Here is a 24,616-nt window from a genome sequence, read left to right on the forward strand (position 1 = left end):
CCGCTCGCTCTACGAGCGACCGGTCGCTACGGCGGGGGCGTGAGGGGGCACTCGTTCGCTGCGCTCACTAAGACCCCCCCGCCGCCCTTTCCGCCTCCGCTCCCTGCGTCACCTACGGGCCACGGAGGGAAGACGTAAAGAAGGCTCGAACAAAAGCGAAATCTTTTTGAGCTTTTGTTCTCGAAGGTAGTCTATTTACAACTATCTCTAAGAATACGTGTAGAAATTCTACCTTGTGATAGCATCACGCATCGCCGGTTTGTTCCATGCCGCGGGCGCTTCGGGCGGATCGCAAAAGCGATTTTACCCGCAAAGTTTTCTCTCCGGTGTAAAATGAATACAAAGGTTGCGAATCCGTTGTTTCAAAGACCAAAGCGGGGTGCATGGACAGGGAAATATTTAACACTATTGTATGGATCCTCATCTCCCTCCTCAACGCGGTGGCGATTTTCCGCGCCGTGTGGAGGAGTCACGGCGTCGAACGGACGCTGATGTGGATCTTCGCGATACTTGCCTTCCCCGGCGTCGGCGCCATCGCATTTTTCCTCCTCGCCAATCCTTACGTCAGGCGCACCTCGCGAAGGAAGCGGCTGGCCGCGATGACGGTGCGCGACGCCTCGCGCAGAAAGCTCGAAGGCGAATCCCCCGCGCTTTTCGAGCAGCTCTTCTCCCTCGCCGCGACCCTTACCTCCTTCCCTCCCCGCGAGTGCAACAGGGTCGAGCTTCTCGCCGACAACGACAAGGCTTTCGAGGAGCTCCAGAGCGCGGTGAAGGGGGCGAAACGTTTCGTCTGGGTGGAGTACTACATCATACGCAAAGACTCCACGGGACTTCGCTTTCTTGAACTCCTCGCCGAAAAGGCCCGTGCGGGGGTGGAGGTGCGGCTCCTTTACGACGCCGTGGGCTCTTTTTCCATCGACAGGGATTACATAGCGCCGATTATCGCCGCAGGCGTAAAGGCGGAGACCTTCCTGCCGATAAATCCCCTTCGGCGGCGCTGGTCGGTCCACCTTAGAAACCACCGCAAGCTCGTCGTCGTCGACGGCAGGCTGGGGTTCACCGGCGGGATGAACGTCGGCGACGAATACATCCATCTCGCGAGAAGGAAGGGGTCGGCCTTTTTCAGGGACCTGCAGCTCCTCATAGAGGGCCCCGCCGTGGCCGATCTTTGCGACATCTTCGCCGAGGACTGGTCTTTCGCGACGGAGGAGGCGCTTTCCGAGCCAGCCGTTCCCGAACACCCTTCCGTCTGCGGCGCGGTGGTGGCCGTCACGCCGAGCGGGCCGGACCAGGAAGACAACGCCAGCGCCCTCCTTTACTTCGGCGGAATCTGCCAGGGGGCGGAGAAAATCTACCTGACGAGCCCCTATTTCATACCCGACGAGCCCGCCATGCGCGCCCTCAAGTGCGCCTCGCTGCGCGGGGCGGACGTGCGCATACTCGTCCCGGCTAACTGCGACGTTCCCTTTGTCGGCCCCGCCGGACGCTCCTATTTCCCGGCGCTGCTTCGCTCCGGCGTCCGCATCTACGAATACCTGCCCTCGATGCTGCACGCCAAGACCATGGTCGTTGACTGCAAGTGGGGTTTCATCGGCTCGGCGAACCTCGACATGAGGAGCTTTCGCCTCAATTTCGAGCTCGGCGCGCTTGTTTACGACGAATGTTTCGCTGCGGAGCTTGAGAAGCGGTTTCTGGAAGACCTGGAGCAGAGCCGCGAGATCGATCCGGAGGTTTTTTCCAAAAGGGGATGGCTCGTCCACGTCGTCGAGCGCATAGCCCGGCTTGTCTCTCCCATCCTGTAACAAAATCGCTGAGGCCTGGTATTTCGCGAAGCGCCGTTTATGGGGCTTTTCGGTTGAATCCATTTTTTAGATTTTTTATCTAAAGTATTTTCCCGGAAGAATCGATAAAAGCGCCTCAAGTCTTTGATACCAGAAGAAAATCTTTTTTTGACGGCGTCAAAAATATTTCCCCCCTTAAAAAGCAATTTTACAAAATGGGCGGGTATATTTGTAAAAAAACCCGGAGAGCAGTATGTCAAGAAGTAAAGTATTGTTGGTCACCCTTGCAGGGGTTGCAGCCGCGCTCCTCGCGGGATTCGCGGCCGGCAAAAGCGTTGCGCCCAGAGGGGAAATTTCACCCGCCCGGAACGTTTACGAGATCCGCCTCTCTTCCGCCGGACTGACGGGCCCCCTGCTTGAGTGCGAAGAGTCCGCAAAGGGAGAAGCGAAGCCGGAAATCCGCTACTTCAACACCGAGCTTCGCGCTAAAGTCGCCGAAATCGAGGCGAGAGAGGGCGTGAAGCGGGTGGCGGTCTATTTCCGCGACCTGGAAAACGGCCTGTCCATAGGTGTAAATCAGGATGAGAAGTTCATCCCGGCCAGCCTTTCAAAGGTTCCCCTGCTCATCACCTGCCTCAAGATGGCCGAGCTGGACCCGAAGTTTTTCGACAGGAAGGTAAAATTCCCCGGTCTTCCCGCCGCCTGGATGAGGGAGTGCCACTACCCGCCCGCCAAAACCCTCGAAACCGGCAAGGAATACACGGTTGCCGAACTGCTCGACTACACAATCTCCTATTCCGACAACGCCGCGACCTGGCTTCTTTACAACACCGTCACTTCGACCATGGTTGACAACGTCCTTTACGATTTCGGTTTCAACTGCGATATATACCAGTGCAGGATGTCGCCCGAAGCCTACGGAAGGTTCTTCCGCATACTCTACAACGCCTCCTACCTGAGCGACGAGATGAGCGAAAAAGCGCTTACCCTCCTCGCGAAGTGTCAGTTTGATAAGGGCATAGTCGCCGGATTGCCCAAGGGCGTGACCGTCGCCCACAAATTCGGCGAGATGTACAAGCAGACCGAGGCGGGAAAGCCCCTGCAGCTTCACGACTGCGGCATCGTGTACGCAAAGGGGAACCCCTACGTTTTGTGCGTGATGACGGCGGGAGACCGGCATTACAAAGAGCTGGAGACGGCGATACAGGAAATATCGAGATTCGTTTACGACAAGGTATCGGAAAAGGTCGCGCTGTCGGCAAGCGAAACCGATTCGTTCAGAATAGCGAACGCTGATTCGATCCCCGCCCGGAAAAATCTTTCGGAGTAATCCTTGAGCAATAAAAAAACGCTTTTACTCGTTATTATCGTTATCGCGGCGGCGTTCGGCGTCGGGCTGGCCATCGGTTACAAAGCCGGACCCTCGAAAAACACAGCCGTAGAGGAGGGGAGTTCGGTTCGCAAGGGCAGCGCGGCCCTCACACACCCGCTGATCGAGTGCGACGTGGGCGAAAACCCCGCCCAGAAACGCGAAATAGCCTATTTCAAGAGCGAACTGGACCTCCTCACGCGCAATCTCGAAGCCAGGCTGGGCGTTTCAAAGGTCGCGGTTTACTTTCGCGACCTGCATAACGGCCCCTGGGTGGGCTCAAAGCAGGATCTCGCGCTCGCCTCGCCGCTGCGCTATAAACTCGCCCTCTCGCTGGCCTGCCTGAAAGAGGGGGAGAAGAACCTCACCTTCTTCGACAGGAAAATCACGTACACGGGCAAGGAGTCCAGCTACGATGATTTCTGGCCCCTGCCGCGCGGGTTTCGGATGAAACCCGGAGAATATACCGTCGGCGACCTCGTCGAGCGCGCCCTGGAGAACAACGACCCCGTCGCCGCCGACATCCTGGACGAATACGTGGACAAAAAGCTGCTCGAATCGGTTTTCACCGATCTCAGTATAAGCTCCGGCGATCCCTTTGTTTCGGAGGTCGCCATGACCCCTGAAATTCTGAGCAGGTTTTTCCGCCTTCTCTACAACGCCTCCTACCTTACGAAAAAGATGAGCGAAACCACCCTCACGATAATGTCGGAGAACATCTACAAGGACGCCCTCGTTGCCGGAGCGCCCCGGGGTACTACCGTTTCCCACAACTTCAGCATAAACCGGACCAAAGAGGATGATGACAATAGCGATCTCTGGCAGGTCTATGACGCGGGGATAATCTACTACCCCGGGTTTCCCTACGTACTCGCGGTCATGACCCAGGGTTCCGACCCAAAGACCCAGATTAAGGCCATCGCCGAGGTCTCCGGCTTTATCTACGGCAAAGTGGAAAAGCATGTGAAGACCAAGGGCGGCGCCATGTAGGTGCTGGCGAGGGGTAGTTTAAACAAAAAAGCCCGCGCGATGCGGGCTTTTTTGTTATCGCAGCATGCGGGCTATTTTTTCTTTTTGCAGACCTTAACCACGGCGGTGACGCCGGAGTCTCCGGTGACCTGGCCACCGTCCACGGTTTCGCAAAGGAAAAGAAGGCTGCCTTCGGGGGGTGTTTTCGCGGCCTTGAAATCCACCACCACGTCGGGATAGCCGTCGCGGTTTACGTCCTTGTAACGCGCCTTTATGGCGTTGTCCTTACCCTTGCGGAAGGGCGGTAGCCCCGCGAAGGTGGCGGTTTCGAGATTGAGGTCCGCTACGTCGAAAACCTGCGAGCCGTAGACGACGAGGTGAACCGTGCGGTTGTTGGAGAGGTTTATCTTTCCTCTTTTCGCCCCGATCACCGAGACGTTGACGTTGATAACGGAGGGTTCTTCCGTTATCGCTTCATGATCCGGCCCGAGCATTTCGAGGTAGGGAGAGAACATGTTGTAACAGGAGACGCCGTTTTGGGGCACGGCTCCGATAGTTCCCGCCAGAAGGTAGCCGCCGCCGGTGGGTTCGGCCAGGTCGTAGATGTACCTTTCGCCGGGTATCGGATAGCTGAAGGAAAATTCCGGGAACTGGTGGAGCAGGACCCACTGCTCGGCTCCGGTTCCGTCAACCTTGCGGTAGGAGTTGCCCGTGCCGATGAGGAGGCCGCCGTCGGTGGTGGCGAAAGCCGAGCGCGGGGTGGTGTTTACCTCCTCGACTATAATCTCGGCAGTCTTGTTGCCGTTCTTGTCGGTATCGGTACGGTAGGAAACCCAGGCCATGCTCCACCAGTAGATGTCGGAGTTGGGAATCTGCCCGCCGCCGCCGGAGATGACGAAGCCGCCGCCACTTTTTTCCATGAACCCGTCCACGGGGTTCTGGTAGGCGTTAACCATGTGGCGCTGGTTCCAGAGCAGATTGCCGGCCGGGTCGAATCTTAGAAGTTCAATGCCCCAGTCTCCGGGAAAGGCTGCCGCGTAACCGCCGTCGGAGGTTTGCAGCACCTTGCCGTTTGTGTTGAATCCCCAGACGAGGTCGGGAAGTTGCGTGCTCCAGAGCGGTTCTCCGTTCGGATCGAGCTTCAGAAGGCAGGGGAAGGTGGAGGAAAAGGGTTCTTCCAGCCAGACTTCACCGGCTATGACGTAGCTTCCGTCGGTGGTTGAAACTATATCGATGGCCTTGGCGAGAACTCCGGGGTTGAAGTACTTGCGCCAGAGTTCATTGCCCCGGCCGTCGAGCTTGACAATAAAAGCGTTGTAGTAGGAATGGTAGACCGCGCCGGGGTAGGGGAGATGTACTTCGTAGGGAGCCCACGCGGTCGCGGCGACAAGGTAGCCGCCGTCAGGCGTCGGAGTGATCGACATCTTTTCATCCGAAAGTTCAGAGCCTATGACGGCGCGCCACTCTTCGGTTCCGTCGGCTGCGGTCTTCAGCACCAGAACGTCGAATTCCAGGATGGTTTCCACGGAAACCTGGCCGACGCTTATCGTTCCGCCGTCGGGGGTCGGGTCTACGTCGAAGAAATGGCCCCAGAGGTACGCGGGGGAGTTGGCGTCGATCGACCAGAGGGACTGCGGCGGCCCGGCGGAGAAGGAGACTCCCGCCGAAAGGAGGAACGCAGCCAGGAAGGCGAAAAAACGTTTGGCTTTTCTGTCCATGGAAAAACCCTCCTCGAAGACAATCCTGAAATTCAATTTCCAAAGGCTTCCGGCGAAGCGTCCGCCGCCGATGTATTCCTTATCGTTCGCTTTACAGAAATGATAAGGGATAATTACAATTTCCGAATGAGCGAGGCCCCGGGGCGAGATTTCCACGGCGCAATTTACTCAACCTCCCGATTACATAAAGCAACTTCTCCCGGCGCTCCCGGATAAGGTAAACTGTTAGAGCATCTTTAAAAAAACCGGCACGCAGCGAAAGTGGATTTTGACATGAGAACATATCTTGACTGGAACGCCTCGGCCCCCCTTAGGACACAGGCCCGCGAGGCGCTGTTTTCGGCGCTGGAGCGCTTCGGCAACCCTTCGAGCATCCACAGGGAGGGGAGGGAGGCGAAGGAGCTTCTCGAAAACTCCCGCGAGGAGGTCGCCGCCTTTATGGGGTGCGCCCCGAAGGAGGTCGTCTTCACCAGCGGCGGCGCGGAGGGGAACAACCTCGCCATAGCGAGTTTCGCCCTGGCGGCGAAGAAGCGCGCTTTCGCCGTATCGAAACTTGAGCACCCCAGCGTTCTTTGCAGGCTCGAAAAGCTTGAGGCTTCCGGGTGGAAGGGAAACTGGCTTCCCGTCTCACAGGACGGCGTAATCGACATAGACCGCCTGACCGGAGAAGAGGGGCTTGTCTGCCTTCAGGCGGCCAATCAGGAGACCGGCGCTCACCAGAAGATCGGCGAACTCGGCGAGAAGTGCGCGGCCCTCTCGATACCCTTCCACTGCGACGGGGTGCAGAGGTGGGGAAAGTCTCCGCTTGGCGTCCGTGAAGCCGGGTGCTCCACCGCAAGCCTTTCGGGCCACAAGATCGGCGCTCCCAAGGGCACCGGGGCGCTTTACGTCAAAAGCGGCGTCGAAATCGAGCCGCTTATAATGGGCGGCTCGCAGGAGCGCTCGCGCAGGGGCGGAACCGAGAACGTGCCGGGTATAGCGGCCTTGGCGGCGGCCTGCCGCGCGGCAAAGAGCGACCTTCAGGGGTTCTCGGAGCGCTGCCGGGTGTTTTACGACCTTATGGCGGGGGAGGTTCTTCGCCTCTACCCCAAAGCCGCCGTCAACGGACCGTCTTCCCCCGAAAAGCGCCTCCCAAACACCCTCAACCTCTCCTTCCCCGGCCTTACGGGCGCCACTCTCGTCCCCGCCCTCGACCTCGAAGGGGTCGCTGTGTCGGCGGGCTCGGCCTGCTCCTCCGGCGCGGTAAAGCCTTCCCCGGTCCTCCTCGCGATGGGTCTCGGCGAAGCCAACGCCCTCGGGAGCCTTAGGGTAAGCATGGGGTGGACGACGACGAAAGAGGACATAGAGAGGTTTTTAAAGGCCCTCGAACTCGTTCTCTCCCGCATGGTTTTCTAAAGGAATACTTATCAAGATGAGAATCGCCGTAGCCATGAGCGGCGGGGTCGATTCCTCCGTCGCGGCGCTCTTGCTGGCGAGTGAGGGGCACGAGGTGGTCGGCCTGACGCTCAAGGTCTGGGAGGACTCGCGCTGCTGCTCCGTGGACGACGCCGACGACGCCCGGCGCGTCGCCAGAAATCTTAAAATTCCCCATTTCGTCATCGACGCCCGCGAGGTCTTCGAGGAACTGGTCATAAACCCCTTCGTCGAGACTTACCGGGAGGGGCTTACCCCCAATCCCTGCGTCCTTTGCAACCGAAAGCTCAAGTTCGACTGGCTGGCGAGGAAGGCGGGGGAACTCGGCTGCGAGGCGGTCGCCACCGGCCACTACGCGAGGATAACCGCCGGGCCCGGCGGACTCCCGCAGCTCTGGCGCGGCCTTGACCACTCGAAGGACCAGTCCTACTTCGTGGTTCCCGATTCCCTCGAACACCTCTCGCGCCTGCGCTTCCCCCTCGGAGGCTACACGAAGGCTAAAATCAGGGAACTGGCCGCCGGACGGGGGCTGCCGGTGGCGGGAAAGCCCGACAGCCAGGATCTGTGCTTCACCGGCGAGGGCGGTCTTGCGGGTTTTCTCGCACAAAGGGTGAAAAGGGCCGAACCGGGGGAGATTACCGACCTTACCGGCAAGCGCCTCGGAACCCACGAGGGGCTGCACGCCTACACCCTCGGACAGAGAAGGGGGCTTTCCGTATCCTCGACCGCCCCGCTTTACGTGGTCAAAAAAGACCTCGAAGGAAACCGGCTGATGCTCGGCCGGAGGGAGGACCTCTTCAGCCGGGAATTTCACGTCACCGGCGCGGTCTGGCTCGACCCGGAAATTGGCGGAAAGACATTCGACTGCGCGGCCAGGACGAGGTCCACGGGAGAGATTACCCCCTGCACGGTTACCCCCGAAGGCTCAGGCTTTCGCGTCGAGCTTGCCTCTCCCCAGTTCGCCGTCACTCCCGGCCAGTTGGCGGTTTTTTACGAGGGCGAAAGGGTTTTGGGTTCGGGCTGGATAAAGGCTCCGGCTTCTTCTTTCGGCGAATGACCGCCTTTCCAGGAGTCTTTTCAAAACCCTTCCCCATCCTGCCGCAAACCCTGTTTCACGGAGTATTTTCGCTCTTTTTCCGTTATTTTTTCACCTGGGTATTGCCTAATCCCCTTACGGTATTAAAATTTACATATGATTTTTTATAAGTGCATTTGGAAGGGGAGAAAAAAGACATGAAAGCTTTCATGAACCTGACGGTTGCGTTTCTGGTCTCTCTCTTCATTTCCTCTCTCGCGTTCTGTGCGGAAGCCGCCCCGGACGAGCTCTTCAATGAGGGAATGGCGCTGGTGGAGAAAAACTGCAACACCTGCCACAACGGCGATATCTACTCCAAAGAGATGCGGAAGATTGAGAGCCTGGAAAAGCTGAAGGAAGGCGTCGAAAAGTGTGCGAAAGCCGCTGAGACCAACTGGACGGACAAGCAGAAGGAAGCCGTGGTTCATTACCTTAACGCGAATTATTACAAATTCTAAAAATCTCCCCGAGCCTGATCGTCAGGATAAAACCCGTACGGAGTATTGTACCGCTTAGCCTGCCATGAAGACTGACATCAACGCATTGCTTGTCTACCCGGAGTTTCCCGAAACCTTCTGGAGTTTCAAGCACGCCGTAAAATTCGTCGGGAGGAAGGCCGCAAACCCTCCCCTCGGACTCCTGACCGTAGCCGCCCTCCTGCCCTCCGAATGGAACAAGCGTCTGGTGGATCTCAACGTCCGCAAGCTCGAAAAAAAAGATCTGGAATGGGCGGACGTCGCCCTCGTAAGCGCGATGACGGTACAAAAGGAGTCCGCCCGGCAGGTGATCAGGCTCCTCAAGGAAAACGGAGTGCGGGTCGTAGCCGGAGGACCGCTCTTTACCGTCACTCCCGAGGAATTCCCCGAAGTAGACCACCTCGTACTGAACGAGGGAGAGCTTACCCTCCCGGCGTTCCTTTCGGACTTCGCCGAAGGAAGGGCCGGACGCCTTTACTCCTCCGCCGATTACGCCGACCTCGGCCGCACCCCCGCGCCCCTTTGGGGACTCATAAACCCGAGAGACTACGCCGCCATGAGCATCCAGTACTCGCGCGGGTGCCCCTTCCGGTGCGAGTTCTGCAACGTAACGGCTCTCTTGGGCCACAAACCCCGCACCAAATCCACCGAACAGATAATAACCGAGCTCGATTCGCTGAGACGTCTGGGCTGGAAGGCCAGCGTCTTTTTCGTCGATGACAATTTCATCGGCAAAAAGCATGAGCTGAAAAACGAGCTTTTGCCCGCGTTGATTCGCTGGCAGAGGGAACACCGGCAGCTGAGCTTCTTCACGGAGGCCTCGATAGATCTGGCCGACGACCCTGAACTGGTTGACATGATGGTCGCGGCGGGTTTCAACATGGTCTTCATCGGAATTGAAACCCCCCACGAAGAGAGCCTTGCCGAGGCGAAAAAACTCAACAATTGCAGGCGCGACCTCCTCAGGGACGTAAAATACCTGCAGCGTTCCGGGCTTGAGGTGCAGGGGGGGTTCATCGTCGGTTTCGACAGCGACCCTCCCGACATCTTCCGTCTCCAGAGGGAGTTCATTCAGAAAAGCGGCATCGTGACCGCGATGGTGGGGATGCTGCAGGCGATACCCGGAACGCGGCTATACGAAAGGCTGCAAAGAGAGGGAAGGCTAAAGGGGCAGTGCCACGGAGACAACGTAGCCTCTTCCACAAACATAGTCCCCCTGATGGGTATAGAGAAGCTTCAAACCGGCTACCGCGATTTGCTGGAAAACCTTTACTCCCCGAAGCACTTTTACCGGAGGCTCGGCGTATTTCTCAGGGAATACCGGCTGCCCCGGATTCAGGCGAAGCTGGATTTTCAGCACAAAATGGCTTTTTTCAGGTCGGTATTCCATTTGGGGCTGGTCGGGAAAGAGAGGTTTCACTACTGGAAGCTCATCGCGTGGACGACGCTGACACATCCGCGCATGCTGCCGGTGGCGGTCACCCTCGCGATATACGGACACCACTTCAGGATAGTCTGCGAAAGAAACGTCCTTAAGGAGGGGTGCTGAAGCTCAGACCCGCAGGAGACACCCGTGCGCCGAAAGTCCCGCGCCGAAGGTGACCATCGCTATAAGCTCCCCCGGCTTTACGCCGCCATCGAGTATGTCCCTGAGCGAAAACCAGACTGTGGGCGAGGAGATGTTCCCGCAGCGCTCCAGAACCCTCCTGCTGGGGGCCATCGCCTCCTCCCGAAGAGAGAGTCTTTCGCGTATCTCGCCCAGTATCTTGTCTCCGCCCGTGTGAAAGGCCCAGTGGGCGACCTCACCTTTTGTAACTCCCGCCTGCCCGAGCATATCTTCCACGACATCCGCCACCGCACCGGCGACTACGCCCGGAAGCGCCGGCGAAAGCTGGTTGTGAAGCTTCCCTCCCCGGTAGACGTAGCGGATCTTGTCGCGCTCCTCGGGCATGTGGCAACTTGCGGAGTTGATTATTTCAAGTCCCCCCGGCCCGTCGCGCAGGACGGCGGCGGCCGCTCCGTCGCCGAAGAGGGCGTTGGAGACGAGGAGGCTCCTGTCGTCTCCCACCTGAAAGGTGGCGCTGCAAATCTCGACGGAGACCAGCAGCGCCGCCCCGCCGGAGGAGGCCAGATGCCCCCTCCCGACCCCGAGCGCGGGGAGCGCCCCGCCGCACCCGCTTCCGACCAGATCGTAACCCCTTACGTCGCGGGGAAGGCCAAGGTTTTCAATCAGGTAGCTGGTCAGGCCGGGGCACAGGTACCCCGTGCAGGTGTTGACGACGAGGGCGGAAATATCTTCGGCGTCTGTTTTCGCGCCGCAAAGAGCCTTGCGGGCCGCCTCAGCCGAAAGATTAACCGCCCAGCGGGTGTAGCGTTCCACGCGAAGGTCCGGGTCCTCGTCAACGAGGCAGTCGGGATTTTCCACGGCGAAGTGGCGGGTGCGAATCGAGCCGTGGCCGAGAACCTTGTCGAGCACGGCCAGGCTCCCCCGGCTGAGCCTCTCCCCGTAGTGGCGGCGGAAATACCTGCTTGCGGTCTCCTGATCCGCCCTGTAGGGGGGGAGAGCGGTCGCCACCGAGGCTATGCGGGCCGGATTTTTCACCGCCGTCATCACTGAACCGTCCTTTTTTGAGGTATGTCGTTGCCGAGCAGCTTCAGGGCCGTGCGTATCAGGCGGGTGTGACGCCAGAGCGGGCGGGGCAGCGGCAGGCGGTTGCAGAGCCTGCTTATCGCGGGCAGCCACGGGTGGCTCAGCGAGGTGGAATTCAGGATGTTCATCTTCTCCGCCGCTACCTCGTTCAGCCGGGAGGCCGCCCAGCCGCGCTCCACCTCCGGCGAGAAATAGAAATGGGCCGGGAGCATCTCTTTCGCGGGCGTTTCTAGCACTCCCTCCCTCCGGGCGATGGACTCAAGCTTTGTACCCGGATAGATTCTTATGCCGAAGTTGAAAAAAGCCACGTCCCTCGGGCGAAGGACCCTCTTCGCGAAGGTAAAGGTCGTCTCCACCGTCTCCCTCGTTTCCCCCGGCCCGCCGAGCATGAAGATCCAGAAGCAGGGGAGTCCGGATTTGCGGATCGCCTCCGCCGCGCGGCCCAGCCTTTCCTCGCCGTACCCCTTGCCGAGCCCCTGAAGGACCCGGTCCGCCGCGCTCTCCGCCGTGACGCCGATGCCGGTGAAACCCGCCGCTTCCATCGCCGAAAGGAGTTCGCCGTCCACGAAGGAGGGGTTTAGCTCGACGCTCTGGATGCTCGCCCCGTGGTTCGCCGAGGCCAGTTCGGCGCAAAGTTCGAGGGCGTGGTCGTAAGGGGAATTAAAGACGTTGTCCACGAACTCTATATCCCTCATGCCCCTTTGGGCCAGCCCCTTTACCGCCGTCGCCACGGCCTTCGGGGGAAGAAGCCGGTACTCCTTGCCCTCCCGTATCCCGTAGGTGCAGTAGACGCAGCCGAAGGGGCAGCCCCGCTTGGACTGGACCGGGACGGGGGCCATGCGGGAGCGGTAGGCGGGCAGGTCGATCCACTCCTCCCAGCCGGGGTCTACAAGCTCCGGGTCGAGGGGATAGCAGACGGCGGCGCTGGTTTTTATCTCGTCCCCGTGCCGCCACGCCACGCCGGGAATATTTTCAGGGGATTTCCCGCCCTCCAGCGCGAGGAGGAGCTTTGGGAAGACGCATTCCCCGTCGCCGGTGACGGCCCCGTCAGCTCCGGTAAGCCGGAGCAGCGGCTCCGCCATCACCCCCACCGCCGCGCCCCCCAGAATCACTTTGGCGCGGGAGCTGCGGCGGATGATTTCCATGAGTGGGGGAAGCTCCCGGAAGTACTCCTTCAAATCCAGAAGGCTGTTGTTGTCGATGTTCCGCACCGAGAGACCAACGACCTCGGGGGAGAACCCGGCGAGGGCGCTTTCGAGGGCGCGGGCCGGGTCAGCGGCGAACATCAGGTCGAGAAAGCGGACCTTGTGACCGGCCCGCTTCGCGGCCCTGGCGGTAATGCACGCGCCGTAAGGCATTACCGTTACCGGCTCGTTCGCCCTGTTTGTGCTGACCATCAGGATGTCCAAATGTAAACCCCCGCCTTCAGGTTTGCCGAAACGGGTAGGCCAGCGCGCGAACCGCCGCCAGAGGCAGGCCGCTGTACAACTCGATCAGGTACTTGACCCCTATGGCCCGTTTCAGGGCCGCCGCCGTAATCCCGGTGACGACGAACCCCTTCAGTTCGCCGACTCCGTCAAAATCGCCAAGGGCCGTGACTTCACCGGACGGACGATAGGACGCCTCGCCCAGCACCTCGCCGCTTTCTTTTCGCGCGATGTTTTCGGCGGCGAGTTTGCCCTGGTAGATGGCGCGCTGCGCGCTTAAGAGGTTGGAGAACCTGTCTCCCTCCTCCACCGAGGCGAAATCGCCTGTGGAAAAGACCTCCGGGTGCTCTTCGCTCTGCAAAAACCCGTTGACGGGAAAGGCGCCTTCCCCCGCGCCGCGAAGGGGCGCCCTTCTCGTGCCGCCGCACCAGATAATCAGGTCCGCCTCGATCTTTTTGCCGGAGGCGAGGCGTAGCGAGGACTCCCCGGCCTCGGCTACGGGATCGTTTGTAACCGAATTTATCCTTGCCCGCTTAAGGTATCTGATTACGCGCTCTCTCTCGGAGGGAAAGGACTCGAAGGGCACCAGCCTCTCCCCGGCTTCCACGATGGTTATCTCCAGCCGCCTCGCGCCTGCCTTGACCCGAAGCTGCGCGGCGACCTCAACTCCCGTCAGCCCGCCGCCGCAGACGACGACCCTTGAAATTTCACCGTTTTTGTAGCAAAGCAGTCCCGCCACCGCTCTCGCGCAGCGCTCGACGCCATCCAGGGAGTAGGCGTTCAGGGAGTGCTCCTCTACCCCCTTTATGGAGTGAAATTCAGCCCCTGCGCCCAGCGCCAGCACCAGTATGTCGTAAGGGTATTCACCCTTTTTGCCCGCAAGAAACTTCCTCTCGAAGTCCGCCGCCAGCAGATCGTCCCGTATGAAGCGAGCGCGGGACGCGAAGGCGAGGAGTTTCAGTGAAGCGCGCACGTGCTCCCTCGGGCAGGTAAGGGCCACCCTTTCGTGAAAGCGGAATTTCAGCGCGTGGTAAGGAGAGGAATTAAGCAGGCAAATGTCGTAGCCGCTCGAAGGCAGCAACTCCGACAGCCTCCTCATGCAGGCCAGTCCCCCGAAGCCGCCGCCCGCGATTAAAATGCGCCGCCGGGAAGAAAAATCAATTTTTGCCAAGGAAATCCTCGATAAGGTTTCGGGCGGCGTGGTAGCCGCACATGCCGTGTACGCCGCCGCCCGGACGGGTGGAGGCGGAACACAGGTACCACCCCGGTACGGGAATCCGGTGCGGGGAGCGCCCCACGACGGGGCGAAAGAGCGTCTGCATGAGATTGTTCGCCCCCGAGCCGATGTCGCCGCCGACGTAGTTCGGATCGTAAATTTCCATATTTTTCGCCGTCAGGGTGTGGCGGGCCAGGATGACGTCGCGAAAGCCGGGGGCGAAGCGCTCTATCTGCGCCTCGATTCTCCCGGTCATGTCGAAATCCGAGCCGTTCGGGACGTGGCAGTAAGCCCACCCCACGTGCTTTCCCCCGGGCGCACGCGAAGGGTCCGCGACCGTCGGCTGGACGACGATGACGAAGGGCTTTTCGGGATACCCCCCCTCATGCACCATCTTTAGGTTCGCCGCTATCTCCTCCAGCGTCCCCCCGGCGTGGACGCTAAGCGCCCTTTTGCATTCCTCGTTTCTCCACGGAATCGGTTCGGAAAGCGCCCAGTCCACCTTGCACACCCCCCCGCCGTACCTGAAAGCGCGTAGTTTTTCCCTGTAACCGGCCGGGAGTTCCTTTTCCCCGAAGGAAAGGAGCTGTCTGGGGGTGAAAGTGAGCACCAGAGGCCCGCCGCCTTCGATATCCGAGGGGGTTTTTACGGCTTTTCGCGTGATTATTTCGCCGCCGTTTTCCTTAATCCTCTGAAGCAGGGCGTCGGTGACTTTGTGGCTGCCTCCGCGGGCTACCGGCCAGCCGACCGCGTGGAGAGATACGCCGAGCACGAGGCCGAAAGCGGCGGAGCCCGGCGCTTCGAGCGTAATCATGGCGTGCGCGGCTATTCCGGCGAAGAGCGCCCTCGCCTCTTTCGTTTTGAAACGGCTTTCCGCGAGCCCCCGGGCGCTTCGGAGAGCCTTGAGGCCGAAGCGCGCCAGCGCCGGAGGGACCACCGGAGAGAAGGCGGGGGCCAGAAGGCCGGGGAGGAGGTGTTCCCACTCCCGGACGAAGGGAGCCATCAGTGAACGGTACGCTCCGCCGTCGGAGCCCAGACTTTTCGCGGAATCCTCAATATTCCCCGTGAGGAAGACGCACTCGCCCCCGTCGAAGGGGTGCGCAAGGGTCAGGGGAGCGGTCAGCCACTCCACCCCCGCTTCCTCCAGTTTCAGGGGACGGAAGGCGGGAGAGCTTATCCCCAGAGGATGCACGGTCGAGCATACGTCGTGGACAAAGCCGGGAAGGGTGAATTCCCGCGAGCGGCAACCCCCTCCGGGAGTGGCGTTGGCCTCGTAGACCGTTACGGGAAACCCCGCCAGCGCCAGATGGGCGGCGGCGGCAAGGCCGTTCGGGCCCGAGCCCACCACAGAAACAGGAGGTAAGGTTTTTTTCATCAGGAGCGACCGCAATTCTTGTCGCAGCAAAAAAGGGAGCGGACCCACCGGAAGAAGAGGCCGAAGGGGGTTAGAATCGCCGCGTTTCTGAAGGTGTTGGCCCACCCCGCCGCAATCGTGCTCGGGTCAACGCATTCCTTTGCCGTCGTGACCTCGGCGGGAACCCTGAAAGCCGAGGCGGCGCGGGTGAGGGTGTCTTTCCAGAACTTCTCCTGATAGGTGTGGCCGAAGAGGCGAAACCCCGCGTCGAAAACCGGGTCGCCGGTGCGCGCGAGGGAGCAGATTCGTATCACCTGGCAACCGTCTTCCTCGAAAGCCGAGAAGTTAATGAAACCGGCGGCCATGTGGCCTTCGAGGGGGGCGAAGGTGAAGGAGGACGGACCCGCGTGGACCACCCGGACGCCCGTGGCGAGCGGCGCTTTTCCCGGCATGGTGAGGCGGATTGTCCCCACCGCTCCGGGCGTTATTCCCGTTTCCCGGAAATTAATGAGGTTCCCTTCCGGCCAGAACTCCCCGATGCGCGTACGAAGGGCGGTCGCCACCTCCTCCAGCGCCAGCCCCTCCTTGCAGAGCCGTAGCGAATAGCGCTTTTGCATCAGGTTTCCATAGCCGTTGACGGGCAGTTGCATATTGCGGCCCAGCACGTTGAGGCCGGGGTCCCCGGGTGGAAGTTCCGCCTCTCTCACCCGGCCGAACCCGGTCAGCCACTCGCCCGCAACGCAGATTTCATGGGAATCTTCGCCGACGGAGTTTTCGGGGGCGCTGACGCCCAGAGCGCGAAGGGCGTTTTGCTCCGTCGAGAAAAGGGAGATCACCTCACCCAGCCCGAGGCGCAGCAGGATGTTGCGGCTCTCGCCGCCGGTTCCGAAAGCCGCGAGCGAGAGATTTTTATGATTTGCGAAATATCCCAGGCGAAAGAGGCAAAGAAGCCCCGCGCCGTCGAGTCCTTCCCCCCCGGAGAAGTCGAGGGCGACAGCTTCGCCCCCCAGCCCCCTGATTTTGGCCACGGCGTCGAAAAGGCGGGGGTCGAGGTCTCTTCCCAGAGCCCCCCTGACTTCAAGAACGAATACCCTCGGCGCTATCTCGTGAAAATCACATACTGTTTCCCTGACTGCTTCCTGCTGCATCGGTGCTTAAATCCTTCCGCTAAAGATATACACGTCACTCTTAATTCTAGCCTCGGATTTCCCAACTTCAAAAAATACGCCTAAAAACTTCCTCCGGTCTTGCTTCGGTCCAAACCGGGATTACGCTTTAATCCGACGTTCCGGCCGTGAGGCCTTATCCGAAAGAGGTGAAGCTATGTACGAAGGTCATATGTGGGGCTGCGGCGCGGGATTCGGCGGCGGTCTTTTGTTGGTGCTTTTCTGGGTTATCATTATCTTCGCGATAGTCGCCGTCGTCCGCCGCATGTGGGGCGGGAAGTGCTTTCACCCAATGGGACAAATGCCTGGGGAGAGCGCGCTCGACATACTGAAGAAGCGCTACGCGAAGGGGGAGGTAACGCAGGAAGAATACGAGCGGATGAAAAAGGAACTGACGGAATAAAGCGCAACAGCCGGACAAGGAGAAAAAAATGAGAAAGATCGCCTTTTGCCTCTTCATGGTTTTTTGTTTCGTTTTCCCCCTCTTCATCGCCGGGTGCGCGTCTACCCAGACTCAGGAAAGCACCGGCGAATTCGTTGACGATTCGGTGATAACGGCCAAGATAAAGGCCGAGATCGCCGGCGACAAGCTGATCAGTCTCTACCAGATAAGCGTGGAAACCTACAAGGGAGTGGTACAGCTCAGCGGCTTCGTGAACACTCAGGAGCAGGTAGACGAGGCTATCGGCATCGCCGAAAAGGTTCCCGGCGTAAAGAAAGTCAAAAACAGCCTGCTCATAAAACCGCAGTAGACTTGCCGCATCAGAAAAACACAAAGGGGACGGCCTTCTCCGGGCCGCCCCCTTTTTCTATTACACGGGCTCTATCGATTCGATTATCACCGGATTGGCGGGCACGTCGGAGTGCATACCCTTCTGAGTGGTGGCGACCTTCTCGATCTTCCCTACAACGTCCATTCCCTCCGTCACCCAGCCGAAGACGCAGTAGCCGTATTCGTCGGTGGTCTTGCGCTTGTGGTTTAAAAAAGCGTTGTCGGCGGTGTTGATGAAGAACTGCGCGGTGGCGCTGTCCACGTCGCTTGTCCTCGCCATCGCGATGGTGCCCTTTTTGTTGAGAAGGCCGTTGGCGGCCTCGTTCTTTATCGGGGCGCGGGTGGGTTTCTGGACGAAATCGGCGGTGAAGCCGCCGCCCTGAATCATGAAGCCGGGGATGACGCGGTGAAAAATAGTGCCGTTGAAAAAGCCGTCGAGGACGTAGGTGAGGAAGTTGTCAACCGTCTTCGGCGCGGCCTTTTCGTCCAGCTCGACGGTTATGTCGCCGAAGTTTGTCTTGATCAGAACCTTGGGGTTTGCCATTTCTATCTCCTTGTGGAATTTGATTTTCTATTCCCGGCCTTTTACCAGAGCCAGCAAGACTTCTCCAAAACTTTTTTATACTCCGGAAAAGCCGCCGCCAAAACCTCCTCCTCCCTGCGCGAACGGTAGAGCTGCACTGCGGCGAAGAGGACGAGGACGGCGGCGGAGAGGACGGAGAAGCGCCAGATCGCCACACCGGCGGCGGACAATATCTCGCCGAGGTAGATCGGGTGGCGCACGTACCGGTACGGGCCGCGAAAGACGGGGTTTCTGGCCTCGACGGTGATGGAGAAGGAGGAGCCCAGCGTCCACATCCCCCAGACGGTGAAGGCTGTGGAGACAGTCATGAACCCCAAAACCGCCAGAGACGCCCATTCCCTTTGCCATATCGCCGGGTTCGGAGGGCTGAGCAGCAGCGCGAAGGGCATAAGGCCGCCTATGAGCGGGACGATAATCCTCTTCACTCCCCTCGCGCGGTCTACGGGCGGCTCCCTCTTCGCGTAGGAGAGCGCGAGGACTATAAAAAGAAAGGACTCGGCGAACCAGAGAGGCTTGAAGATGTAGTCCCCGTACTCCCGGAGGCGGAAAGCGGCGAAACCGAGGCATACCAGCGCCATGAAGACGCGGATCAGGTTGTGCAGCGATTTTTCGCCGATGAGACACCCCGCCCAGCCGAAGGGGTCGAAGCAGAATTCCTTGTCCGGCGTCTTTTCTCCCATTTTTTACTTTATCAGCCTTTTTCGCATCTTGTGGATCGCGAGGGGGAAGAGAAGGGCCGAGAAGAGGAGAAGGTAAATAACGCTGAAAATGAGCCTGGACTCTACCTTCCCGAGGAAGGGGCCGCGCACCAGTTCCACCAGATGGGTGAGGGGAAGTACGTAAGCTATTTTCGCGGCCCACGGAGGCAGGTTTTCGAGGGGGAAGAAGGTGCCGCCAAAGAGGAACATCGGAGTGATGAAGAGAAAGACCGGGAGGTTGAAGACGTCTATCGTCGGCGTTATCCCGGTGAAGAACATCCCTATCGAGCCGAAGGCGATTCCACCCAGTATCGAGACCGGTATGATGAGGAGAGCGCCCTCGACGCTCACAAGGCCGAAGGGCAGAAGGACCGCCGTCATCGCCACCCCCGCCATCAGCGATTTGGTCGCACCCCAGAAAATTTCCCCGGCGATTACGTCGCCCAGAGAGAGCGGGGTCGCCAGCATCGCGTCGAAGGTCTTCTGGTAGTACATGCGGACGAAAGAGGCGTAGGTGTTCTCGAAAAAGGAGTTCTGCATCACGGCTATCGCCACTATGCCGGGAGCGATGAAGCGGACGTAGGAGACCGATTCGGACCGGTAGGTCACCGCGCCCACCATCGCGCCGAGCCCGAGGCCGAAGGCCAGCAGGTAAAAGGCGGGCTCGAAGAGATTCGGCAGGAAGCTTATCAGCCAGGTCCGCTTGTAGACGGCGAAATTTCTCTGCCAGACGCGCCAGAGCCTTCTTGAGATATCCATCAGTCCCGCAGCTCCCTTCCCGTCAGCCGCAGGAAAACGTCCTCAAGCGTCGAGAGGCGCAGGCTGCACCCGCCGGTGCAGTAATTCTCGACTATCTTATGAAAGGCGGTGTCGCCGTCGCTGCCGTAGATAATCATCCGGTGGCCGAGGTCGTCCGCCATAAGCTTTTCTGCCCGGACGAATTCCCGTAGTGCGTCGTCGGGCTCCGCCACCTCTACGACCTGCCTGCCCGCGTGCTTCAAAATCAGGTCTTTGGGAGCCCCCTCCACCAGCAGCTTTCCCGAATCGACTATAATCAGCCTGTCGCAGATCCGCTCCGCCTCGTCCATGTAGTGGGTGGTGAGCAGAATCGTAATCCCCCGCGCCTTCAGCTCGCGGAGCCTGTCCCAGATCTGGTGGCGGGACTGCGGGTCGAGGCCGGTGGTAGGCTCGTCGAGGATGAGAAGGTCGGGGGTGTTTATGAGCGAGCGGGCCATTACCAGCCTTCGCATCATGCCGCCCGAGAGGGAGGGGACGCGGTCGTTCTGCCGTTTTTCGAGGGCGATGAAGTACAAAAGCTCCTCGGCGCGTTTTATTGCCTCTTTCCGGGGGATGTCGAAGTAGCTGGCGAAGATGAGGAGGTTTTCGAGAATCGTAAGGTCGGGGTCGAGGTTGTTCTCCTGCTGGCAGACCCCCACCCTCGCCGCCACCGCCCGCCTGTCCTCAATTACGTCGATCCCGAGGACGCGAAGCGACCCGGCGGTAGGCTTCATGTAGCCGTAGATCATCCGCACGGTGGTGGTCTTGCCCGCCCCGTTCGGCCCGAGGATGCCGTAGCACTCCCCGCGGTTCACGCTGAAGGTCAGACCGTCCACGGCGCGAAAGCCGCCGTAATCCTTAACAAGGTCCCTGGCTTCCAGAGCCGGTCCGTTCGCCGTTTTTTCTTCCATCAGGGGAGTTTACACCAAAGCGGGGAGGAAGGGGAGGAGGGAAGGTATCGCTTCGACCCACCCGCCTGTGCCCTTTCCCCCACCAGGCCGCTAGAGAAAAATATTTCTGAAGCATACCGGCTGTATCTTTTTTCTCGGACGGACATCTAAAAAGCAGTTAAGTTTTCTTTAACCATGCTTCGTCATCCCGATGAAGCGCTCACATAGTGGGAAATTCCGAAGGAAATCCGATGAAAAAATACCTGCTCAGTTCTGCCCTCGCGGCCCTCTTCGCGCTCACCCTCACGGCTTGCGGAACAGGCGGTTCCGGCGGCTCCGGGGGCTCTACCGCCACTGTAGACGGGTCTGTGCTGGCTTCCGAAGTCACCCTCAACCACCAGCATGCCGTGACCGTTCCCTTTACCGACGTGACGGCCGATCCGGCCGATACCGTCTACCAGTACCGCTCGGACGAGGTTGACGGCCATTCTCACGTAGTCGCCTTTACCGCCGAACAGATGATAGACATGAACAACGGCATGACGGTGGTCACAACCTCTTCCGACCCGCTTTCCGGCACACCTCACGCCCACGAGTGGACGATGACCGGGGCGACGATGCTTTACGACCAGTACTGTTACAACTGTCACGGCGACAACAAGAGGCTCAGCGGCAGCACGATGGAAGACCGGATGCTGACGAACCAGCAGAAGATGTCGATACGAAACCCCGGCGGCTCGATGATGTCCGGCTCCATGGGGATGAACCCCGACCCCAACTACATTCCCGCCGGCAATCCCCCGCCCGCCGCCGACGGGGCCAGCCTCTACACCGCTGACTGTTCGGGCTGCCACCTGCTCGGCTCGATGGACATGACAGGAAGCGCCCCCGACCTTTCCGGAATGGGAAACATGATGGGGACCAGGTTCCCGACCCCCGGCGTCGCCGGTCACAAGGGGTTTGTAATGACGGCGGAAGAGATCGCCGCCATGACCGCCTACATGAACGAGAACTGATAAATAATTACCGGCCTGCGCCCTGAAGAGCGCCGCCGTTAAGGTAAACTACTCCGGCCCCTCGCCCAAAGCAGGGGGCCGGATTTTTTTAGTGTGTAGGGCGTGATTGAGCGAAGCGAAAATCCGACAAAACATTAATGTAATTCTATAGTTGTGGGGCTCTGCCCCACACCCCTTGGTACTTCTTTTAGAAAGAAGTACCCAAGAAATCGGCCCGGGAGGAGACGCTCGCTCTACGAGCGACCGGTCGCTGCGGCGGGGCATTGCGTTACCATCGGCCAGGGATGCTGCATTCGTGCCACGCTTCATCCCGAGCCGCGTTGTTGCTCATCGCCCGAAGAGAGGCAAGCTATTCGGGCTCTTCGCTTCTAGCGGCTCGGGCGAATCGCGGCACTCTGTGACGACGCCTCCCCGGCCGATGGTAACGCCTGGGGCACTCGTTCGCTACGCTCACTAAGACCCCCCCGCCGCCCTTTCCGCCTCCGCTCCCTGCGTCACCTACGGGCCACGGGGAGGACGAAAGGATGGCTCGCACACGAGAAAGATTATTTGATCTCGTGTGCTCGAAGGTAATTTGTTTTATAGCTATTTGAGATATGTGCAGAAAATCTACCTTCGAGAACAAAAGCTCAAAAAGATTTCGCTTTTGTTCGAGCCTCCTTTTCGTCCCCACGCCCTCCGGCGCCAGCGAGTGAGGGAGCGAGGGTGTTCCGAGCGCGCCATGAGCCCGTGGCGATTTGCGCGCTCGCCGAGCGACGAACGAGCGCCTTGGCGGAAAGGGGGCGCGCCTTTCTTCTCCCCCATCTTCTTTTGGCGCTAAAAGAAGATGGGGTCCGGGCGCGGGGCGGATAGCCCCGCAACTATATAATTACATTGATGTTTGCCGGTTTTTAGCTTTGCTCAAACCGACCGCGGCTAAACACAGTTGCTACCCGGCTTGCCGGACCATGAATTAGTTAACGACTGCATCAAAGTTGGGTTCTCCCAAACTCTTGTCACCATCACAAAAAAGTCATCAAATTCTTCGTCTAAACCGTCATAGGATACATCGATACGGTTCCAGAGACGGTCAGAGGGTGAGCGGTATTGGACTTTAAATGCTTCCGAAGATGTTTCAATTTTGAATATGCGATGCGAGTTCGCCCTGACAACAGACAGATGGATAGCCTCTCTGATATCCCAAAACTTGCTGCCAGCATGTAAAACCAGGTGGTCTTTTTCAGAGATATGAAGCGCATACCATATACCCTGATATTTCCAAGCCCATCCTTTTTTCATGTGATTGCATGGCCAAATAGAAAGGTTGAAGGCCCTTTTGCCTATATCAAAATGGACTCGTATCCTCCGCCAACTCCACCATTCTAGACAGATTTTACCGTTCATTTTAATTCCCAGTATGTGGGTTGGGTGGAGCAAAGCGATACCAAATCCACCCGGCTACACGGCTTGTACAACCGAGTTAATCAATTTTTGTTAATGATACAACTAAGTTCTTTTTTAAATTATCAGAATAAATATCTAAATTTTTCTCGCTTCGATTATAATAATATTTTTTCGCAGCTTCAAAATGGTTTTCTTTCCAGAGATACACCATATCTTCGATAAAAGAAGTTTGATAATTGTAATTATCATTTAGCCAATAAGCAGTCCCATTATTTTTAAATTCGTATGTTCTTCCCATAGTGTCAATATAGTTGCCGCAGAATATAATATTAGTAACATACTTAATGGCACCATCAACAAATATATACTTAAAAGGCTCAAATCCTTTTCGCCCATAATACAATTCCCTAGAATTTATTATGGCAAAATGTACTGGCACAGAATTGTTATCCACGACATTGATTTTTTCATTTCCGTAAACAGCACTCTGCTCAGCTATTTTGCCATCAGAATATATAACAGTGTCACCGGCCGCATCATTAAAATCAGATACGTACAAATATGCTTTTTCACTTGTCTTTTTATTAATTATAAGCATTCTGCAATTACAATATGCTAAATAGTCAGAGTCTTGTATTCCTTCTTTGCATTTAGTGTTTTCCGCAGCTTTAGAAGCAGAAAGCTCCGCCTTTAGAGTATTTACGTAATCTTCTCGCAAATAATCTCCAATAGATAAATTCTTATATTCTCCTTCATAATGATTAGAATTACTCGCAGCTAGCGTGCAAGTCAGTGACATTGACAAAATCAAGCCCGCAGACAAACGCAAGATTTTTCTCGTTATAGGATTCATGTCTTTCAAAGCCAACGCTCACTCAGTCCGTGGGTTGGGAGGAACGAAGCGATACCCAACAAATTTAAACATGCTCATTCGTCCGCCATCCCTTCGGGTAAATCCAGGCCAGCGCCCCGTGAATCTCCCCTCCTGAAATTCACAGTCACTCTAACCTTCATACTCTTCCAAAGAGGATTTTTCTATAGTTCTATAGTAATGGTTGGCCGCAGGGGTGGAATTTGAGCAGGCGGCGGCGAATCGGGCGGCATGACGGGCGTTGTCCTTCGGGCGTCTTCTCTTTTGACGGCGATGGAAAAGATAGTCCCTTGACAGCGGGCGGGCTATCTAATATATTCCTCGCTCTTCACAGACAGCACCCCCGCGCGCGGGGTTTTTGGAGGATTTGTCATGTACGCAGTAGTACGCACCGGCGGAAAGCAGTTCGTCGTCTCCGAAGGCGATTTTTTCAAGGCGGAAAAGCTTTCCGGCGAAGTAGGCGAAAAGGTGGTCTTCGACGACGTTCTTCTCGTTTCCCGGGACGGCGATCTCAAGATCGGCGCGCCCGTGGTCGCGGGGGCCAAGGTCACCGGCACCATCGTCGAGCAGGACCGTTTGAAGAAGATTATCGTTTTCAAGATGAAGCGCCGCAAGGGTTTCAGAAAGAAGACGGGCCACCGCCAGTACTATACCGGCATCAAAGTGGACTCCATAGAGGCGTAAGGGAGAATATCTCATGGCTCATAAAAAAGCAGGCGGCAGTTCAAGAAACGGACGCGACTCAGCCGGTCAGAGGCGCGGCGTCAAGCGCTTCGGCGGCGAAGCGGTTCTCGCGGGCAACATCATCGTGCGCCAGCTCGGCACGAAGATAATCCCCGGCAAGAACGTGGGCCTCGGCACCGATTTCACCATCTTCTCCCTCGTGGACGGAGTGGTGCAGTACGAGACCAAGGGCCGCGACAGGCGCACCTACGTAAACGTGACCCCTCTCCCGGAGACCGCCGCTTAAGGCGCTTTCCCGAGGGTCCAAGGCAAAATTTATCGGCCCGGA

The 24,616-nt window shown here is 58.3% G+C and carries 24 protein-coding genes; 12 read left to right on the forward strand and 12 right to left on the reverse strand.

The annotated features are described in order from the left end of the window. Window positions 1-383: 383 nt before the first annotated feature. The 3 genes from cls to EPN96_00595 all read left to right on the forward strand — a co-directional run bounded on the left by cls (window position 384) and on the right by EPN96_00595 (window position 4,140). A complete protein-coding gene (gene cls, locus EPN96_00585) occupies window positions 384-1,802 on the forward strand; it encodes a cardiolipin synthase (protein TAL18638.1) in 1,419 nt (472 codons plus the stop codon). Between the two features lie 232 nt (window positions 1,803-2,034). Then, window positions 2,035-3,111, forward strand: coding sequence for a serine hydrolase (locus tag EPN96_00590; protein ID TAL18639.1), 1,077 nt, complete (start codon window positions 2,035-2,037; stop codon window positions 3,109-3,111). A 3-nt stretch (window positions 3,112-3,114) separates the two neighbouring features. Continuing rightward, entirely contained in the window at window positions 3,115-4,140 is a 1,026-nt protein-coding gene (locus tag EPN96_00595) for a hypothetical protein (GenBank protein TAL18640.1), read from the forward strand. Between the two features lie 71 nt (window positions 4,141-4,211). On the opposite strand, the gene EPN96_00600 is transcribed toward EPN96_00595, so the two are convergent. After that, window positions 4,212-5,873 (reverse strand): hypothetical protein, encoded by a 1,662-nt coding sequence (locus EPN96_00600; protein ID TAL18641.1) that lies wholly within the window; start codon window positions 5,871-5,873, stop codon window positions 4,212-4,214. Between the two features lie 237 nt (window positions 5,874-6,110). Here EPN96_00600 and EPN96_00605 point away from each other — a divergent pair, with 237 nt between their 5' ends. The 4 genes from EPN96_00605 to EPN96_00620 all read left to right on the forward strand — a co-directional run bounded on the left by EPN96_00605 (window position 6,111) and on the right by EPN96_00620 (window position 10,350). Further along, window positions 6,111-7,232, forward strand: coding sequence for a cysteine desulfurase (locus tag EPN96_00605; GenBank protein TAL18642.1), 1,122 nt, complete (start codon window positions 6,111-6,113; stop codon window positions 7,230-7,232). A 16-nt stretch (window positions 7,233-7,248) separates the two neighbouring features. Further along, window positions 7,249-8,307 (forward strand): tRNA 2-thiouridine(34) synthase MnmA, encoded by a 1,059-nt coding sequence (gene mnmA, locus EPN96_00610; GenBank protein ID TAL18643.1) that lies wholly within the window; start codon window positions 7,249-7,251, stop codon window positions 8,305-8,307. Window positions 8,308-8,483: 176 nt separating this feature from the next. Further along, the gene (locus EPN96_00615; protein ID TAL18644.1) at window positions 8,484-8,783 is read left to right on the forward strand and encodes a hypothetical protein; all 300 of its coding nucleotides are present in this window, start codon (window positions 8,484-8,486) and stop codon (window positions 8,781-8,783) included. 76 nt (window positions 8,784-8,859) lie between these two features. Further along, window positions 8,860-10,350, forward strand: a complete 1,491-nt coding sequence (locus tag EPN96_00620) for a DUF4070 domain-containing protein (GenBank protein TAL18698.1) — start codon at window positions 8,860-8,862, stop codon at window positions 10,348-10,350. Between the two features lie 3 nt (window positions 10,351-10,353). Here the strand turns inward: EPN96_00620 and EPN96_00625 are convergent, their stop codons facing one another. From EPN96_00625 to EPN96_00645, 5 genes are read right to left on the reverse strand one after another with little or no spacing between them, the layout of a single operon-like run. Beyond that, a complete protein-coding gene (locus EPN96_00625) occupies window positions 10,354-11,412 on the reverse strand; it encodes a type III polyketide synthase (protein TAL18645.1) in 1,059 nt (352 codons plus the stop codon). After that, window positions 11,412-12,860 (reverse strand): B12-binding domain-containing radical SAM protein, encoded by a 1,449-nt coding sequence (locus EPN96_00630; protein TAL18646.1) that lies wholly within the window; start codon window positions 12,858-12,860, stop codon window positions 11,412-11,414. Before EPN96_00630 ends, EPN96_00625 begins: the two co-directional genes overlap by 1 nt. Window positions 12,861-12,876: 16 nt before the next feature. Next, window positions 12,877-14,049: a hypothetical protein gene (locus tag EPN96_00635; GenBank protein ID TAL18647.1), complete on the reverse strand. Its 1,173-nt coding sequence runs from the start codon at window positions 14,047-14,049 to the stop codon at window positions 12,877-12,879. After that, window positions 14,036-15,469: an NAD(P)/FAD-dependent oxidoreductase gene (locus EPN96_00640; GenBank protein ID TAL18648.1), complete on the reverse strand. Its 1,434-nt coding sequence runs from the start codon at window positions 15,467-15,469 to the stop codon at window positions 14,036-14,038. The genes EPN96_00635 and EPN96_00640 overlap by 14 nt, the downstream gene beginning before the upstream one ends. After that, on the reverse strand, window positions 15,469-16,596 hold the full coding sequence (locus tag EPN96_00645; GenBank protein TAL18649.1) for a hypothetical protein: 1,128 nt from the start codon (window positions 16,594-16,596) through the stop codon (window positions 15,469-15,471). The genes EPN96_00640 and EPN96_00645 overlap by 1 nt, the downstream gene beginning before the upstream one ends. A 175-nt stretch (window positions 16,597-16,771) precedes the next feature. Between EPN96_00645 and EPN96_00650 the strand changes: the two genes are divergently transcribed. Both EPN96_00650 and EPN96_00655 read left to right on the forward strand, forming a co-directional pair. Beyond that, the gene (locus EPN96_00650; GenBank protein TAL18650.1) at window positions 16,772-17,017 is read left to right on the forward strand and encodes an SHOCT domain-containing protein; all 246 of its coding nucleotides are present in this window, start codon (window positions 16,772-16,774) and stop codon (window positions 17,015-17,017) included. Window positions 17,018-17,045: 28 nt separating this feature from the next. After that, on the forward strand, window positions 17,046-17,366 hold the full coding sequence (locus EPN96_00655; GenBank protein TAL18651.1) for a BON domain-containing protein: 321 nt from the start codon (window positions 17,046-17,048) through the stop codon (window positions 17,364-17,366). 60 nt (window positions 17,367-17,426) lie between these two features. On the opposite strand, the gene EPN96_00660 is transcribed toward EPN96_00655, so the two are convergent. Genes EPN96_00660 through EPN96_00675 form a run of 4 tightly spaced genes read right to left on the reverse strand, consistent with a single transcriptional unit; the run spans window position 17,427 to window position 20,355 of the window. Then, complete coding sequence (locus EPN96_00660) at window positions 17,427-17,930, reverse strand: peptidyl-prolyl cis-trans isomerase (protein TAL18652.1); 504 nt, start codon at window positions 17,928-17,930, stop codon at window positions 17,427-17,429. Between the two features lie 41 nt (window positions 17,931-17,971). Continuing rightward, entirely contained in the window at window positions 17,972-18,649 is a 678-nt protein-coding gene (locus EPN96_00665) for an isoprenylcysteine carboxylmethyltransferase family protein (GenBank protein ID TAL18653.1), read from the reverse strand. 3 nt (window positions 18,650-18,652) lie between these two features. After that, window positions 18,653-19,426: an ABC transporter permease gene (locus tag EPN96_00670; protein ID TAL18654.1), complete on the reverse strand. Its 774-nt coding sequence runs from the start codon at window positions 19,424-19,426 to the stop codon at window positions 18,653-18,655. Further along, window positions 19,426-20,355: an ATP-binding cassette domain-containing protein gene (locus EPN96_00675; GenBank protein TAL18655.1), complete on the reverse strand. Its 930-nt coding sequence runs from the start codon at window positions 20,353-20,355 to the stop codon at window positions 19,426-19,428. The genes EPN96_00670 and EPN96_00675 overlap by 1 nt, the downstream gene beginning before the upstream one ends. A gap of 230 nt (window positions 20,356-20,585) precedes the next feature. Here EPN96_00675 and EPN96_00680 point away from each other — a divergent pair, with 230 nt between their 5' ends. Beyond that, entirely contained in the window at window positions 20,586-21,350 is a 765-nt protein-coding gene (locus EPN96_00680) for a cytochrome c (protein TAL18656.1), read from the forward strand. A gap of 915 nt (window positions 21,351-22,265) precedes the next feature. On the opposite strand, the gene EPN96_00685 is transcribed toward EPN96_00680, so the two are convergent. After that, window positions 22,266-22,733: a hypothetical protein gene (locus tag EPN96_00685; GenBank protein ID TAL18657.1), complete on the reverse strand. Its 468-nt coding sequence runs from the start codon at window positions 22,731-22,733 to the stop codon at window positions 22,266-22,268. A gap of 76 nt (window positions 22,734-22,809) precedes the next feature. After that, window positions 22,810-23,601, reverse strand: a complete 792-nt coding sequence (locus tag EPN96_00690; protein ID TAL18658.1) for a hypothetical protein — start codon at window positions 23,599-23,601, stop codon at window positions 22,810-22,812. 375 nt (window positions 23,602-23,976) lie between these two features. Between EPN96_00690 and rplU the strand changes: the two genes are divergently transcribed. Together rplU and EPN96_00700 are read left to right on the forward strand one after the other, a co-directional pair. Further along, the gene (rplU, locus tag EPN96_00695; protein TAL18659.1) at window positions 23,977-24,288 is read left to right on the forward strand and encodes a 50S ribosomal protein L21; all 312 of its coding nucleotides are present in this window, start codon (window positions 23,977-23,979) and stop codon (window positions 24,286-24,288) included. Window positions 24,289-24,301: 13 nt separating this feature from the next. Then, window positions 24,302-24,574 carry a 50S ribosomal protein L27 gene (locus EPN96_00700; protein ID TAL18660.1) on the forward strand — a complete coding sequence of 91 codons (273 nt, stop codon included), beginning with the start codon at window positions 24,302-24,304 and terminating at the stop codon, window positions 24,572-24,574. Window positions 24,575-24,616 lie beyond the last annotated feature (42 nt).

The sequence above is a fragment of the bacterium genome, from assembly GCA_004322275.1.
GTDB lineage: Bacteria > Desulfobacterota > Deferrisomatia > Deferrisomatales > BM512 > SCTA01.